This is a genomic window from Streptomyces sp. NPDC002958 (assembly GCF_055563255.1).
In genome coordinates, this window is record NZ_JBVHDS010000001.1 from 134520 (window position 1) to 147582 (window position 13063).

At 69.4% G+C, this 13063-nt stretch carries 11 protein-coding genes, 1 tRNA gene and 4 pseudogenes; 6 read left to right on the forward strand and 10 right to left on the reverse strand.

What is annotated here, in order from left to right; translation table 11 throughout:
* Positions 1–128: 128 nt before the first annotated feature.
* A pseudogene (locus tag ACZ3IC_RS00645) lies at positions 129–212 on the reverse strand (NUDIX hydrolase); the annotation flags it as partial.
* Between ACZ3IC_RS00645 and ACZ3IC_RS00650 the strand changes: the two are divergent.
* Positions 189–803, forward strand: a pseudogene (locus ACZ3IC_RS00650) (tyrosine-type recombinase/integrase); the annotation flags it as partial. The pseudogenes ACZ3IC_RS00645 and ACZ3IC_RS00650 sit on opposite strands and share 24 nt — an antisense overlap.
* Before the next feature lie 71 nt (positions 804–874).
* On the opposite strand, the gene ACZ3IC_RS00655 reads toward ACZ3IC_RS00650, so the two are convergent.
* Positions 875–947 (reverse strand) — tRNA-Arg (locus tag ACZ3IC_RS00655).
* A 141-nt stretch (positions 948–1088) separates the two neighbouring features.
* On the reverse strand, positions 1089–1214 hold the full coding sequence (locus ACZ3IC_RS00660; protein WP_467411234.1) for a hypothetical protein: 126 nt from the start codon (positions 1212–1214) through the stop codon (positions 1089–1091).
* On the opposite strand from ACZ3IC_RS00660, the pseudogene ACZ3IC_RS00665 reads away from it, so the two are divergent.
* The 3 genes and pseudogenes from ACZ3IC_RS00665 to ACZ3IC_RS00675 form a co-directional block, all read left to right on the forward strand.
* Positions 1211–1804 (forward strand): annotated as a pseudogene (locus tag ACZ3IC_RS00665) (metal ABC transporter permease); the annotation flags it as partial. The gene ACZ3IC_RS00660 and the pseudogene ACZ3IC_RS00665 overlap by 4 nt on opposite strands.
* Positions 1805–1949: 145 nt before the next feature.
* Positions 1950–2261 carry a DUF1490 family protein gene (locus ACZ3IC_RS00670; protein WP_467411235.1) on the forward strand — a complete coding sequence of 104 codons (312 nt, stop codon included), beginning with the start codon at positions 1950–1952 and terminating at the stop codon, positions 2259–2261.
* Between the two features lie 2 nt (positions 2262–2263).
* Positions 2264–4450 (forward strand): heavy metal translocating P-type ATPase, encoded by a 2187-nt coding sequence (locus ACZ3IC_RS00675; RefSeq protein WP_467411237.1) that lies wholly within the window; start codon positions 2264–2266, stop codon positions 4448–4450.
* A gap of 128 nt (positions 4451–4578) precedes the next feature.
* Here the strand turns inward: ACZ3IC_RS00675 and ACZ3IC_RS00680 are convergent.
* Positions 4579–4662: pseudogene (locus ACZ3IC_RS00680) on the reverse strand (30S ribosomal protein S14); the annotation flags it as partial.
* A gap of 244 nt (positions 4663–4906) precedes the next feature.
* On the opposite strand from ACZ3IC_RS00680, the gene ACZ3IC_RS00685 reads away from it, so the two are divergent.
* Positions 4907–6316, forward strand: coding sequence for an aldehyde dehydrogenase family protein (locus ACZ3IC_RS00685; RefSeq protein WP_467411238.1), 1410 nt, complete (start codon positions 4907–4909; stop codon positions 6314–6316).
* Positions 6317–6431: 115 nt separating this feature from the next.
* Here the strand turns inward: ACZ3IC_RS00685 and ACZ3IC_RS00690 are convergent, their stop codons facing one another.
* The 5 genes from ACZ3IC_RS00690 to ACZ3IC_RS00710 form a co-directional block, all read right to left on the reverse strand.
* On the reverse strand, positions 6432–7697 hold the full coding sequence (locus tag ACZ3IC_RS00690; RefSeq protein WP_467411239.1) for an ATP-grasp domain-containing protein: 1266 nt from the start codon (positions 7695–7697) through the stop codon (positions 6432–6434).
* A gap of 110 nt (positions 7698–7807) precedes the next feature.
* Positions 7808–8377 (reverse strand): cupin domain-containing protein, encoded by a 570-nt coding sequence (locus tag ACZ3IC_RS00695; protein ID WP_467411241.1) that lies wholly within the window; start codon positions 8375–8377, stop codon positions 7808–7810.
* On the reverse strand, positions 8374–8634 hold the full coding sequence (locus ACZ3IC_RS00700; RefSeq protein ID WP_467411242.1) for a 4Fe-4S dicluster domain-containing protein: 261 nt from the start codon (positions 8632–8634) through the stop codon (positions 8374–8376). The genes ACZ3IC_RS00695 and ACZ3IC_RS00700 overlap by 4 nt, the downstream gene beginning before the upstream one ends.
* Positions 8635–8652: 18 nt before the next feature.
* On the reverse strand, positions 8653–8949 hold the full coding sequence (locus ACZ3IC_RS00705; RefSeq protein WP_467411244.1) for a Rieske 2Fe-2S domain-containing protein: 297 nt from the start codon (positions 8947–8949) through the stop codon (positions 8653–8655).
* A gap of 11 nt (positions 8950–8960) precedes the next feature.
* Positions 8961–10721, reverse strand: coding sequence for a hypothetical protein (locus tag ACZ3IC_RS00710; protein ID WP_467411245.1), 1761 nt, complete (start codon positions 10719–10721; stop codon positions 8961–8963).
* Positions 10722–11267: 546 nt separating this feature from the next.
* Here ACZ3IC_RS00710 and ACZ3IC_RS00715 point away from each other — a divergent pair.
* Entirely contained in the window at positions 11268–12614 is a 1347-nt protein-coding gene (locus ACZ3IC_RS00715; RefSeq protein ID WP_467411247.1) for an ATP-grasp domain-containing protein, read from the forward strand.
* Here ACZ3IC_RS00715 and ACZ3IC_RS00720 read toward each other — a convergent pair.
* Positions 12583–12981, reverse strand: coding sequence for a lipocalin-like domain-containing protein (locus ACZ3IC_RS00720; RefSeq protein WP_467411248.1), 399 nt, complete (start codon positions 12979–12981; stop codon positions 12583–12585). The two genes, ACZ3IC_RS00715 and ACZ3IC_RS00720, sit on opposite strands and share 32 nt — an antisense overlap.
* Between the last annotated feature and the right edge of the window lie 82 nt (positions 12982–13063).

Here is a 13063-nt window from a genome sequence, read left to right on the forward strand (position 1 = left end):
TTCTCGCCTCAAGGTCGTAGTGATTGCTGCGGCCACTGGGTCCGGCCCTGGCGCCGAAGGCGCTGAGGGCCAGACCCAAGGGGCCAGCCCGCGCTTTGCGCGGGCACCTTGATGAAGTAGAGAAAGTTTTATCCCGCTGGGGTGAGGTGCTTGCTGTCGTGGCTTCGTACGTGGGGGCCGTTGCCGTCCAAGGCGTCCAGGAGCCTGATCGCGGCTGGCTGCCGTACTGGCTGGACAACGTCATCAAGCTTCGGCGGAAGCTCAGTGCGTACGACAAGTACGAGGCGCATGTTCGGCTGTACCTGATGCCGTTGACCGGTTCCAAGTGGCTCGAATCCCTCGGTGTCGCTGACGTACGCCGCTTCCTCGTCCGCCTGGAGAAGGAGATCACTGCGGCAACCGCCAGGGAGTCTCACCGCGTCCTGAGGTCGGCGCTGTCCTCCGCCTGTCGGGAGGAGGCGGCAGGCAGCTGCTCGTGCCAAGGCAGGGGAGCAGTGGCAGGAATCCGGCTACGTCTTCACCACCCGCACCGGCCGCAGGTCGAGCCGCGGAACGTCTACCGCTCCTTCACCCGCGTCGCAGAGTCCGCCGGCCTTCGCGTGATCCGGCTGCATGATGCCCGGCACGGCACCGCCACCCTCCTCACGGCGGCCGGAGTCGCGCCCCGCGTCGTGATGGAGATCCTTGGGCATTCCCAGATCAGCATCACCATGGACGTCTACACCCATGTCGTCCAGGACACGCAGCGCGAGGTCATGAGCCACATGGACCGGCTGCTCAGGAGGCGTCCCGGTCGTCAGTGACCGCCGCCGTTGATGTCATCCGTGGATGTCAAAGGCCACCCCTCAACGTTGAGGGGTGGCCTTTTCGCTTGTGCCCCCGGCAGGATTCGAACCTGCGACACCCGCTTTAGGAGAGCGGTGCTCTATCCCCTGAGCTACGAAGGCGGGGATCTATCGGAAAACGTGTCTAAAACCGTTGATCGACAGCGCGGCGCCCGACCTGTGGGGTCAGCCACCGTCGGACAGTGTAGCGGGTGGCGCTTGATCGGCATCGGACTACGTATGGTGCACGGAACCTCACTCGGCTCAGGCGGCCTGCAGTCGATTGATCACGGTCCGGGCGACGGAGTTGTCGAGCCACTCCCCGCCGACGGCCCCGCCCCACTGTCGCTGACCGAGTTCATCGCCCGGGCGCAACAGGACGACAACCACAGTCTCAGGGGCTGGGCGTGCTCTGCCTGCCGCTCTACAAGGGGCGCGCGGCGAACAAGTTCGGCATTCTGACCGGCCAGATCATCGCCGTCGACACCCCGCAGATGTCGTGGCTCATCGGCACGTCCGTGGTGGTGCTCATCGCTCTCGCGATCGTCTGGAAACCGCTGACCTTCGCCAGCGTCGATCCGGAGGTGGCCGAGGCACGCGGCGTCCCCATACGCGCGCTGTCCTTGGCATTCATGCTGGTCTTCGGGTTGGCCGTCGCTCTGTGCGTACAGATCGTCGGAGCGCTGCTGGTGCTCTCGCTCCTCGTCACGCCAGCGGCGGCCGCCGCGCGGGTCACGGCCTCCACCGTCCTGCTCCCCATGTTGAGCGTCGTCTTCGCACTGGTCTCGATGGAGGGAGGGATTCTGCTCGCTCTCGGCAGTGCGGTCCCCATCAGCCCGTATGTCACGACGATCTCCTTCGTGATCTACCTCGCGTGCCGCCTGGCGACCATGAGGCGGGACAGGGGTCGGGCAGGGCGAACGCCCCGGGCCGTGCGCCCTGCACCACCCGCACCGGAGAAGCCCGCAACGCGGGTCTGACTGCACGCTCGTCGCCGCCCGACACTGCTTCGTCGCTGCCCGTCGCCGCCCGTCTCGGTTCGCCCCGGCGCGCGGCACGGGCGCAGACTCGAAGGGGGTCCGTCATTCGACGGGGGCCATTCGGCAGAGACGGAAGGAGCCCTTCATGCATCCCCTCGCTCTCGCCGGTTCCGCAGCCGGGCGCCTTGCCCACTACGCCATCTCCGGAGTCCTGGGCGGCCTGATCATCCGAGGGGTCTCCAAGCGCCTCCCCGACGGCACACCCGCGGTCCGCAAGGCCCTCGTCGGAGGTATCGCGAACGGCATCGTCGTCGGCCGCTGGCTCGCCTCGGCAGCCGAAGAGGCCCGGCTCCAGGCCGGTGACATGATCGCGGAAGCCAGGACCACACTGGGCGAGGAGGCACCGCCCCCGTCGGCGGTCAGCGTCGACGACAACGATCACGGACACGAGCACTGATCATGTCCGGCGTGGTCGTGTGCTCGGTCGCCGCAGGCCGGGCTCGTCTGACCGTTCCCTGGGTACGGGCCCGACCGGGCAGCGCGGGACTGGTCGACGATCGGCTGACCGGCATCAGCGGGTTCCGAGCCCTGCGGATCTTCCCGCGTACGGGGAGCGTCGTGATCTGGATGGCGCCGGACCGGCTGGACATCGACCGGCTGGTTGCCGCGCTGGAGGAGGCCCCGCCCGCGTCCGCGCCCGCCAGACCCACCCGCTCCACGCCCGACTCCTCCACCGGCGAGGTCGCCCGTCTGGTCGTCGGAGGCGCGGTCCTCGCGCTGGTGGCTGTGCGCCGCCTGCTGCGCCGGCCCCGGATCACCTTCGGTTCCTCCGGGTTCCTCGGGGTGGTTACGGTATTCACCGGTCTGCCCTTCTTCCGGGGTGCGCTGCGCTCACTGCGCGGCCACAGTTCTCCCGGGACGGACGCCCTGGTCACGGCGGCGACGGTCATCTCGTTGGTGCTGCGTGAGAACGTCGTGGCCCTCACCGTGCTCTGGTTGCTGAACATCGGTGAGTTTCTCCAGACCCTGACCCTGCGTCGTACCCGGCGTGCCATCGAGGAACTGCTCACCATCGGCGAGCAGAGGGTCTGGCTCGTACGGGACGGGGGCGTCGAGGTCGAGGTGGCGCTCGAGGACGTCGGGCCCGGGGACGTCGTCGCCGTATACGAACACCACCGCATCCCGGTCGACGGACACGTCGACTCCGGAGAGGCCCTGGTGGACCAGGCCGCGATCACCGGTGAGGCCCTGCCCGTCTATGCCCGGGCCGGCACACACGTCTACGCCGGGACGATCGTCACCTCCGGTTCGCTCACGGTCCGCGCCACCTCGGTCGGCCGGGACACCACGGTCGGCCGGATCATCAGCCGGGTCGAGGAGGCCCAGTCCGACCGGGCGCCGATCCAGACCGTGGCCGCTCGCTTCACCCGGCGCTTCGTCCCCGTCTCCTTCGCCCTGGCCGCGCTGACCTACGTGTTCACCCGCGACGCGCGCCGTGCGATGACCATGTTGCTGATCGCCTGCCCCTGCGCGGCCGGCCTGGCCACGCCGACGGCCATCAGCGCCGCCATCGGCAACGGAGCGCGCCGCGGCACCCTCATCAAGGGCGGCACCCACCTGGAGGGCATCGGCCGGGTCACGGCCGTCGTGTTCGACAAGACCGGCACGCTCACCTTCGGGCGCCCCCTGGTCACCAGCGTGGTGACCCTCAACGATGCCTACACCGCCGACCAGGTGCTGAGCCTGGCCGCATCCGGAGAGCTGCACGCCCGGCACCCGCTCGCCCAGGCCATCGTCGCCCGCACCGAGGAACAGCATTTGCACGTGCCCATCCACCAAGCCTGCGAGGTCGTCCTCGGCATGGGCATGCGCGCCGAACTCGACGGCACCCGGCTGCTGGTCGGCAGCCCCGCGCTGCTCCGCCAGAACGGCGTCGAACTGACCGACGAGGCCCAGGACTGGACCGAACAGCTCCGACGGGGTGGCAAGACCGTCATCTGTCTCGCCCACGACGAGGACCTGATCGGCCTGCTCGGGGTCTCCGACGCCGTACGCTCCGGGGCCGGGATCGTCATCCAGCAGCTGCGAGACCTCGGCGTCTCCCGCCTGGCGCTGCTCACCGGTGACGCACCCGAGACCGCACAGGTCGTCGCCGACACCCTCGGCATCACCGAAGTCCACGCCCACGCCCTCCCCGAGGGCAAACTCCAGCTGATCCGCGACCTCCAGAACGAAGGGCACACCGTCGCCATGGTCGGCGACGGCACCAACGACGCACCCGCCCTCGCCCTGGCCGACATCGGCATCAGCATGGGCGAACACTCCTCGCACGTGGCCCTGGAGACCGCCGACATCGCCCTGGCCGGCAACGACCTGCGCCAGGTCGCCGCCGTCGTCGAACTCAGCCGGCACACCCTGCGCGTCGTACGGCAGAACTACGGCCTCGCGATCGGCGTCAACCTCGCCGGCCTGCTCGCCGGCGCGGGCGGATCCATGAACCCCGTCCTCGCGGCCCTGCTCCACAACACCAGCAGCATCGCCGTCGTCGGCAACTCGGCCCGACTGGTCAACCACACCCCGCATCTGCCCCACACAACCGACGAGGAACTGAGGGCGGCTCCTCTGGAAGACCACCGCGTGTATTGACACAAGCCGCACGGGAGAGCCCCCGCGACGGCCGCATTGGGGCGTCCACAGGGTGGCTTCCGGCACACCGTCGGCCGTGACTCCGCCGAGTCACGGCCGACAGCACATCCGCTGAGAGGGCGGGACAATCACCAGGACGACTTGGTGACTCCGGGGAGGAATCCGGCGTGGGCCTGCTCGCGCATACGGACGCGGGACAGCCCGAACTGCCGCCGAATCGCTGCTGCAGGAAGCGGGCGGCCTGCCCGATGTAGTCGGCCCAGCATCCAGCCGTACTTGAGGCACTATCAACCCCCGGCAGTCGAGTTCCTCGACGGGGAGCGGGGTGTAGTGGGTCTGTCCGTCGACAGTGATGCGGCGTTCGCTGTTCGCTGCTCCCGGTCGTTCGGGGACCGGTTTCGGACAGAGCCGAAGGTGCGCAGGGTGGGGGAGTGGAGGCGGGGTATCGCGAGGGGCATGACTCAGAGCTCGTCCTTCGACGCCGCCAAGGAAAAGGAAGACGATGCGTTGCCCCGGGCACATGTTGATCTCAGGGATCCCAGGACCGGCCGTATCCGTTCTGCGGTCGCAGCCGCCGACGCGTCCGGTGTCGGTGCGGCGGTCATGGCCGCGCGGGCTGCTGCCCCGGGGTGGTCCGGCCTGACGACGGGGGAGCGGTCCCGCAGGCTGCTGCGTCTCGCGGCGGTCGTCGAGGAGGCCATCGACGAGTACGTGCAGGCCGAGCGGGCCGGAACGGGGAAGCCGGAGTCCGAGGCCCGGGGTGAGGTGGAGCAGTGTGTCGATCTCGTCCGTTTCTACGCGGGCGCGGTCCGTGCCGACTTCAGCCCCGGCAGCGGTGCGCGTCTGCCCGGCCGGGAGAGCTGGGTGCGTTGGGAGCCGCTCGGTGTCGTTGCTGCGATCGTGCCCTGGAACTACCCGCTTCTGATGGCGGCATGGCGCTTCGCCCCGGCACTCGCGGCCGGCAATGCGGTGCTGCTGAAGCCGGCCGAGACCACCCCGGACAGTGCTCTGCTCCTCGCCCGGCACGCCGAGGAGGTTCTGGGGCGCGGGGTGCTGCAGACGGTTCCCGGTGACCGTGAGACCGGCCGCCTCGTCGTCGGGCACACCGGTGTGGACGGCATTGCTTTCACCGGCAGCCGCGTCGGCGGCCTGGACGTGCTGCGCCGGGCAGGGCTGCGCCGGGTCAGTCTGGAACTCGGCGGGAACTGTCCTGCGCTGGTCCTTCCCGATGCTCCCGCGCACACCTATGCGCGGCTCGTCGCCGCGGCCACCTACAACGCGGGGCAGAGCTGTGCCTCTCCCGCCCGGGTGCTGACGTTGCGGGAGTCGTACGGGCGCACGGTCGAAAGGCTGGCCGAGGAGATGACAGCCAGGCGGGCGGGGGCGGACTTCGGGCCCTTGAACAACGCCGACCAGGCGGCACGCTTCGACGGGATCGTGGGCTCCAGTGCCGCCGGTATCCGGTACGGCGGTGAACTGGCCCTGGCCGCTGAGGAGAAGGACGGCTACTGGCGGCCCGGGATGGTCCTGGCCGACCTGCCGCAGGCGGACCCGGCCGTGGTGGAGGAGGTCTTCGGCCCCGTGCTCACGGTGCAGGCGGTCGATACCGTCGAGGAACTGCTGCGGGCGGCGAACAGTGTGCCGCACGCCCTGGCGGCGAGCGTCTGGGGCGAGGCGTCCTCGTCCGCGCTGCGGCTGGCCCGTGGTCTGGACGCGGGTGAGGTGTGGGTGAACTGCCATCTGGAACAGACGGCCGAGCTGCCGCACGGCGGGCGCAAGGAGTCGGGGCACGGTACGGACATGAGCGTTCTGGCACTGACCGAGTACCAGAGGCCGAAGACCATCACGGTGAACGTGGAGCAGTGAAACGCGGGGCGGGGCTCCTCGTGGGCCGAGGAGCCCCGCGGGTCCGGTGGGACGCGTGAGTGCTGTGGCCTGTGGCCTGGGCCGGGCGGGCCAGGGCTGTCGGGGCGTGTGGCCGTCACTTCGTCTCGGTTTGTTCGTCCTTCACGGTGTCGAACGTGATGCTGTGGTGCAGGCGGGCCACCAGGTCGTCGAGGTCCTTCGGGCTGTCGGCGGTCGCGACGAAGACGGCCGGGCGGGTGTAGGAGTCCGCGGCTTCGGGCACGGTGTCGCCCACGTGGAACTGAAGGTGGGAAGCGATCACGGACGGGTGGGCGACGACCTCGTCCCAACCGTGCACCGCGCGCAGCCGTCCGGGCGGTGCGAGGACGAACTGGGCGCACGCGGCACCGGTGGCCGGCGGGATGGGCTGCGGGGGCCTGGCGAGCAGGTCGTCCAGCAGCGTTCCGTACAGGCTGAATCCGGGCCTGGTGCTCTCCACGAGTGCGTGGATGTAGTCGCCGCCGCCGCGGTCGTGCAGTTCGCCGAGAACGATTCCCGAGGCGGTGACCCAGAACTCGACGTGGAAGATGCCGTGCGTGATGCCGACCGCGGTCAGTGCCCGCGCGACGGTTACGCGTGCTTCCTCGTCGGTCTCGTCGTCGAGCCCGGAGGGCTCCCGGTGGCTGGTCTCGACGAATCCTTCGCCCTTGCCCTTGCGGGTCAGTGCGAGGACCTGTGGCCTGCCACCGGTGATCACGCCCTCGGCGGAGTACTCCGGCCCGTCGACGTATGTCTCGACCAGGAAGGAGTGCGGTTGTCCCAGCGGTCTCATGGCGGGCGGGAGTGCGTCGAACTTGTCCACGGCCCCGGCGAGTTCGCCGGGGCCGCTGACGATGGTCACGCCGATGCCCGCGAGTCCGTCGCGGGGCTTGACGACCCACGGCCCGTCGCCGGTCTCGCGCAGAAACCGTTCGGCCTCGGCGATGTCGTGGCATTGGGCGGTCTGCGGCTGGGGGAATCCGGCTTCCCTCAACCGTTGGCGGCACGCGTCCTTGCGGCGGATGCGGAGCACCGCCTCGGGGGCATTGCCGGTGATGCCGAGATCGTGGGCCATCCACGCGGCGGGCAGTACGGACAGTTCCCGAATGGTGGCCACCGCGGCGATCCGGCCGCGGTTCTCCGCCGCCCAGGCGCGGCAGGCACGTACGTCGTGCACGTCAAGCGGCACCGTCTCGTCGACCTGGTCGCGTTGGTTCCCGGATCCCGCGAGGTTGTCCGGGGTGTCGGCGCCCAGGACCCGTAGGCCGCGCTGCCGGGCCTGGGAGATCAGCCGGTGGATCTGGTCCTGGCCCCACGGGGTGCTCGCGGTGCTGCCCACGACGAGCAGCGTCGCCTCCGGCATGCCGCTTCCTCTCTCTGGTCACGGATCGGACGCGGACAGTGCGCACTGTACTGTCCGGTGCCGCACCCTACGGTCCGGCGCGGGCCGGCGGGCACGGTGCCGGGCCGGATTCAGCCGGACAGCCGCCCGTTCACGGCGCAGTTGTGGCAGGGACAGTGCGGACAGCCCACGTCGTGCAGGTATTGCGGGGTGTCGGACTTGGTGTCGCACAGGAGGCAGTGCAGATTGCCGACGTCGCTGAGCACTTCCTCGTAGGTGACGACCGCCATGCGTTCGTCGGAGTGGACGGGCATGTGGGGGGCGCCCATGGCCAGGATGACGTGGTCGGTCACCGCGCCGACCGCGTGTGTGACCGAGCCCTCCACGAGGTAGATCTCGCCGGCTTCGGTGGGGTGGACGCGTCCGTTGTAGGTGATGGTGCCGCGGCCGCCGAGCACCGCGAGCAGGTGGTGTCCTGGATGGGTGTGCGGGGGGAAGCCGGCGCCGGCGGGTAGCCGGATCACGTCGGCACCGACGATGCCGTTGCTGACGAGGCCGAGGCCGGTGGAGTCGGCGCCGTGCATGGGCACGGGCCGCTCGCTGTGCGGTATATGCAGGGAGGTGGATCCGTCGCCGATGTCGGCCTCGGCCCAGCGGACGATCGTCAGGTTGTCCTGCCCGGGCTTCTCGGTGGTGGTCATGATGCGTCGGCCTCCCGGTCCGTGAAGTAGCTCGCGTTGACCTGGGTGAAGTGCGCCCATTCCGGCGGTACTTCCGCTTCGGGGAAGATGGCGTCGACGGGGCAGACGGTCAGGCACAGATCGCAGTCCACGCACCGCTCCGGGTCGATGAACAGCTGCCGGTCCTTGTCTTCGCCCTCGATGCAGTCGACGGGGCAGACGTCGACGCAGGCGCCGTCCTTGATGTCGACGCAGGGCTGGGTGATCACGTACGTCATGCGGACTCTCCTTGTGCGTCAGTGAACGGTCCCGTCGCTGGGCTGCTGCGGCATTGTGACGGATTCGTCCGGGGGGCCCTCGCGGACCGTGATCGGAAGGTCCGGGCAGAGCGGCCCGCGCACGCGGCTGCCGGTGCGCAGGTCGAAGGTGGCTCCGTGCCAGGGGCAGGACAGGAGACTGCCGGTGACGGTTGCCTCGGTGAGCGGCGCGCCCCGGTGCGGGCAGTGGAGCGGCACCTGGACGCTGCGGCCGGCGAAGCGGACGGTGAAGGTCTTCTCGCCGGCACGTGGGCCGGCAGGAGCGTGGTCGGTCATCGGTCCTCCGTTCAGAGCGCCAGGTCGGTGACCTTCCCGGCCCACTTGGCGTCGAAGGTCAGGCCCCTGCGGTATGTGGCGTCAGCGATGCCCTTGGCCCACTGCGTGTAGCGGTTGCCGAGGACCATGTCCCGGGGCCGGAAGCGGTTGTTCGGGCTGTACACGCAGCGGTTGAGACGCACGTCGGACAGGCCGTTCCAGTCGTTGCCGTCGTGGCGGATGGTGATGGGGAGTCGGCTGGCCAGGCGTATGCCTGTCGCGGCGTGTCCGCCGTGGTTGGCGTCCTCCGCGACCGCGATGTCGGGCAGGTTGAATCCCTGCGGGGCGAAGCGCATGACGGGCGCGTAGTTCTGCGCCTTCTTGACCGCGTTGTAGCGCATGCGCTGGGCGATGATGTTGTACATGACCACCCGGTCGGCCGTGATACCGAAGTCGGCCGGCTCGTATCCGTCCCGGAATCCCGTGTAGCAGAACAGGTCGGTGAACTCCATGGCCCAGGGCTCGTGGAGTTTCGTTCCCAGCGGGACGGTGAACACGGCGATGTCGACGGGCAGGTCGTCGGTGTTGGCCGCCCAGTGCGCGCACTCCTGCAGGACACGGGTCGGGGTGCTTCCGGCCTCAAGAGCCCGCTCCAGGAAGACGTCCCAATCCTCCCCGGTGCCCTCCCGCGAGGGGGGTTCGGCGCCCGTCTTCGCGTGCAGCCGGGCGCACAGGCTCTCGGGCAGCAGTTGCCTGCGCCGGTAGATTCCGCGCGGCAGGAGGAACTCGCGGCGTTCCCAGTTGCTGCCGTCGAAGTGCAGGCACCGCTCGTACGTCTCCTCCGAGCGCAGCCGCAGCGCCCCGAGGTGCCGGGCGTACCGCACCAGGTCGCCGTCCAGGAGATCGGCGGGGCTCTCGTCGGCGAGCCCCTGACCGTAGGCCGCGTCCTTGCGGGCCAGGAAGAGGGCCAGGGCAGGGAACGACACGAGGGACTGGTTCAGTTCCTGGAGGACGAAGCCGGCCTCCTGCCAGCACCACAGGAGCGTCACGAGCGCCAGGCGGGACTGCGGCCAGTCGGCGACCTGTTCCTTCGCGCAGTCTGCGACCGCCGCGGCGACCCCACGGTTGTCCAGCGCACCCTCGTCGACCAGGAGCCGCATGCGCTCGACGCTGGTGACGCGCCGTTCGAGCGCGGCGAGCAGCTCGCCACGCTCCTTGTCCGGGAGGTCCTCCCAGGAACGTCGCGCGGCCGCCGCCAGGGCGCCGACCGCGGTGCGCCGGCCATGCCAGAGGGCGTCGCGGGTGTGCGGTGCCGGGATCAGCAGCGCCGCGTCGCGGACCGCCCTCGCCAGCTGTTCGATGTCCGTGGTCTCGGCCTCGGTGACCACCGCCGCCGGATTGGTCAGCCCCATCTCCTCGGCGAGGCCGGACAACACGTCGTGGCCGGGGTCCTGCTCCTGCTCCAGTACTCCCAGCCACTGGGTCATCCGGAGCAGCGCCTGATCGACACCGTCCTCCTGGCCGAGGGCGCGGCACAGCAGATACCACCAGACCAGGGACGCCTGGGCGTGGGGGACCTTGAGGCTGTACCACAGCCGCTGAAAGCGTGAGAATTCCTCCGCGGGGATTCCCTCGGATTCCAGATCCAGGGGTTTGTTCCGGTTCCCGGCCCGGTCGGTGAACGCCCCCTTCCAGTCGGGTGTCCAGCGGCCCGCGGCGGCCAGGCCCAGGGCGACGATCACATCGTCATCGCCGGAGAACATGTCGAGTCGACGGTAGAGATCTTTTTCCACGGCCGCCGTATCCGCATCGTCTTTCCTGCTGAATTCCGGACGTGAGCGCAGTTCCATGAGCACCAGGTATGCCCTTCATGGTTCGTCAGCGCGGCGACTCAGCGCGCCGTGTATCCCAAGCGGCGGAGGCTGAGAAAAACATGATCCGGTCGTCCTGAGTGAACAGAGTGATTGCTTGCCGGAGGAGGAGCGTAGGAGGGCCGAAGGAGCCGGTCAACGGAGCCCCGTCCGGGGACCATTGGGTTCCGGCCATGATTCGGATGCGGCATCGGCCCATTGGAATCTGGCCCCTGAAATCAACGAATCCGACGGTCCCGGGAGTGTATTCGGCTGTTCGGGCGATCACCCCGCATTATTCGTAGTCATATGCCGGATGATGAGAATTGAACGACAGGTGACGAGAACCGTCCGTCCGCCGCCGGACGGCCACTCCGGCCGAAATGCGGCGACCGTGCATCGATACGCCCGGGCACCTGGATTTCGACGTCTGGTTGCTGGATTCTTGATCCGAATCCGGCCGGGCACAGGAAGACCAAGGGTGACACCGTGGGCAAAGGAACGATTCTCGTACTGGGAGCAGCGGGGATGCCCCCTTGGGGGCAGGACCAGCTCAACCGGCTGAGCGAGCAAGCACGCCGGCGCGACCTGCGGCTGGTCGGAGCCGACACGGCGGCGAACCTGGCGAAGGCCACACCGGAGGAACGCGCGCTGTTCTACGAAGCCGTAGACCTCGACGTACGGGATGCGCAGGCATGCCGCGCCTGGGCCACAGGCCGCACCGGAATCGACGCGGTCGTCACCATCGCGGAGCTGTCCGTCCTTGCCGCCGCGGAGATCTCACAGGAACTCGGCCTGCCGGGCAACACCCCAGAAGCGGTCCGCGGCATCCGCTACAAGGACCGGTGCAGGCAGCTGTTGCGCGAAGCCGGTTTCCCGCAGCCGGACTCGGCCGTGTGCCACGGGATCGAGGACGCCCGCCGCTTCGTGCAGCGAACCGCCCCCGGCCCATGGGTCGTCAAGCCGCGCGACGGGCTGGCCAGCATCGGCGTCTGCCTGGTCCAGAACCTGGACGACTTGCCGGCGGCCGTGGCCCACGCATCCAGCGCGTCGGCCGAGAAAGCCTTCCAGCAACCGGCTGCGGACAGCACTGGGGAACCGGCCCGCTTCACCGACGAGGCGCTCCGCGACACGCTGCCGTTCCTCGTCGAAACCCACGTGACCGGGACCGAGTACTCCGCCGAAGGTGTCTTCGTCCAGGGCGTGCCCAGGGTGCTGGGACTGACCCACAAGCAGATCACCAGCCGCTTCATCTCCACCAGCCAGCGCATGCCGTCGGGCTTGGACGAAACGGTGGCGTCGGCGGCCCGGGACACGGTCGAGCGCGCCCTGGCGGCGACGGGCATCACCCACGGCGCGTTCCACGTCGAACTGTGGCTCACCGGGCAGGGCGTCGTCCTGGGCGAGTTCCACATCCGGACCGGAGGCGACTTCATCCACGCCCTCGTGGAGCACACACGGCCCGGCCTGGAGTTCTACGGCATGCACCTCGACGACCTGCTCGGCAACACCCCCGACGAGGTTCCGCCCATGACACGGGCGGCCCGGGTTCAGTTCCTGTTCCCGCCGCCTGGCCGACTGCGGGCGCTACACGGCTGGGACGAACTCGTACGGCACCCCGCCGTGATCAACGCCGCCCTCGCGGTCTCCCCCGGCGACACCCTCGCGACCACGCCGGACTCCTTCACCCGGGCGGGCGTTTTCGTCGTCGGCGCGGACACCGTCGAGAAGGCCGATGCCCTGGCCGAGGACCTGTCGGCGCGGCTGGCATTCGAAACCGAACCGCTCCCCGCCCCGGCCCCGCTCAGCACACCGCGCGCAGCCGAGTCCAGGTGATGACCCGGCGCATCGGCCGCGCCGCCTCGGGCCTGTCGCTGAGCGTGAGGACGTTGCCGGACAGCGCGCAGGCCCGGGGCTGATCGGTGCCCACCCACTCCGGGGCCTGGGCCACCTCGATGTGGTGGACGACGTGGTCGCCGTGGAAGGACCAGGTCCCGGCGTACTGGTTGTAGTGCTGCTCCCACTGCGCAAAGCGTTCGCGTGGCCCGGTGGGCACCATGCTCACCGCCATGTGCCCGTCCCGGCTGTAGAACAGCATGCCCTCAGGATCGGGGCCGATCTCCGGCCCATGAGTCCTTCCTTCGCTGTCGAACTGCAGATACGAGGTGAGCCCCCAACAGCCGACCAGATCCTCAGCCCGCACCTGGATTCCTCACTGTCCTCTCGGCAGGTCTCGGCGGGAACACCGCACACCGGACGCGCAGTCGGCGGTCTGCCGCCTCCCG

Bases quoted from the DNA above. Each gene is read 5' to 3' on its own strand.
- ACZ3IC_RS00670 (WP_467411235.1), top strand. From the start codon at position 1,950: ATGCATCCCCTCGCTCTCGCCGGTTCCGCAGCCGGGCGCCTTGCCCAC.
- ACZ3IC_RS00675 (WP_467411237.1), top strand. From the start codon at position 2,264: ATGTCCGGCGTGGTCGTGTGCTCGGTCGCCGCAGGCCGGGCTCGTCTG.
- ACZ3IC_RS00685 (WP_467411238.1), top strand. From the start codon at position 4,907: ATGACTCAGAGCTCGTCCTTCGACGCCGCCAAGGAAAAGGAAGACGAT.
- ACZ3IC_RS00690 (WP_467411239.1), bottom strand. From the start codon at position 7,697: ATGCCGGAGGCGACGCTGCTCGTCGTGGGCAGCACCGCGAGCACCCCG.
- ACZ3IC_RS00695 (WP_467411241.1), bottom strand. From the start codon at position 8,377: ATGACCACCACCGAGAAGCCCGGGCAGGACAACCTGACGATCGTCCGC.
- ACZ3IC_RS00700 (WP_467411242.1), bottom strand. From the start codon at position 8,634: ATGACGTACGTGATCACCCAGCCCTGCGTCGACATCAAGGACGGCGCC.
- ACZ3IC_RS00705 (WP_467411244.1), bottom strand. From the start codon at position 8,949: ATGACCGACCACGCTCCTGCCGGCCCACGTGCCGGCGAGAAGACCTTC.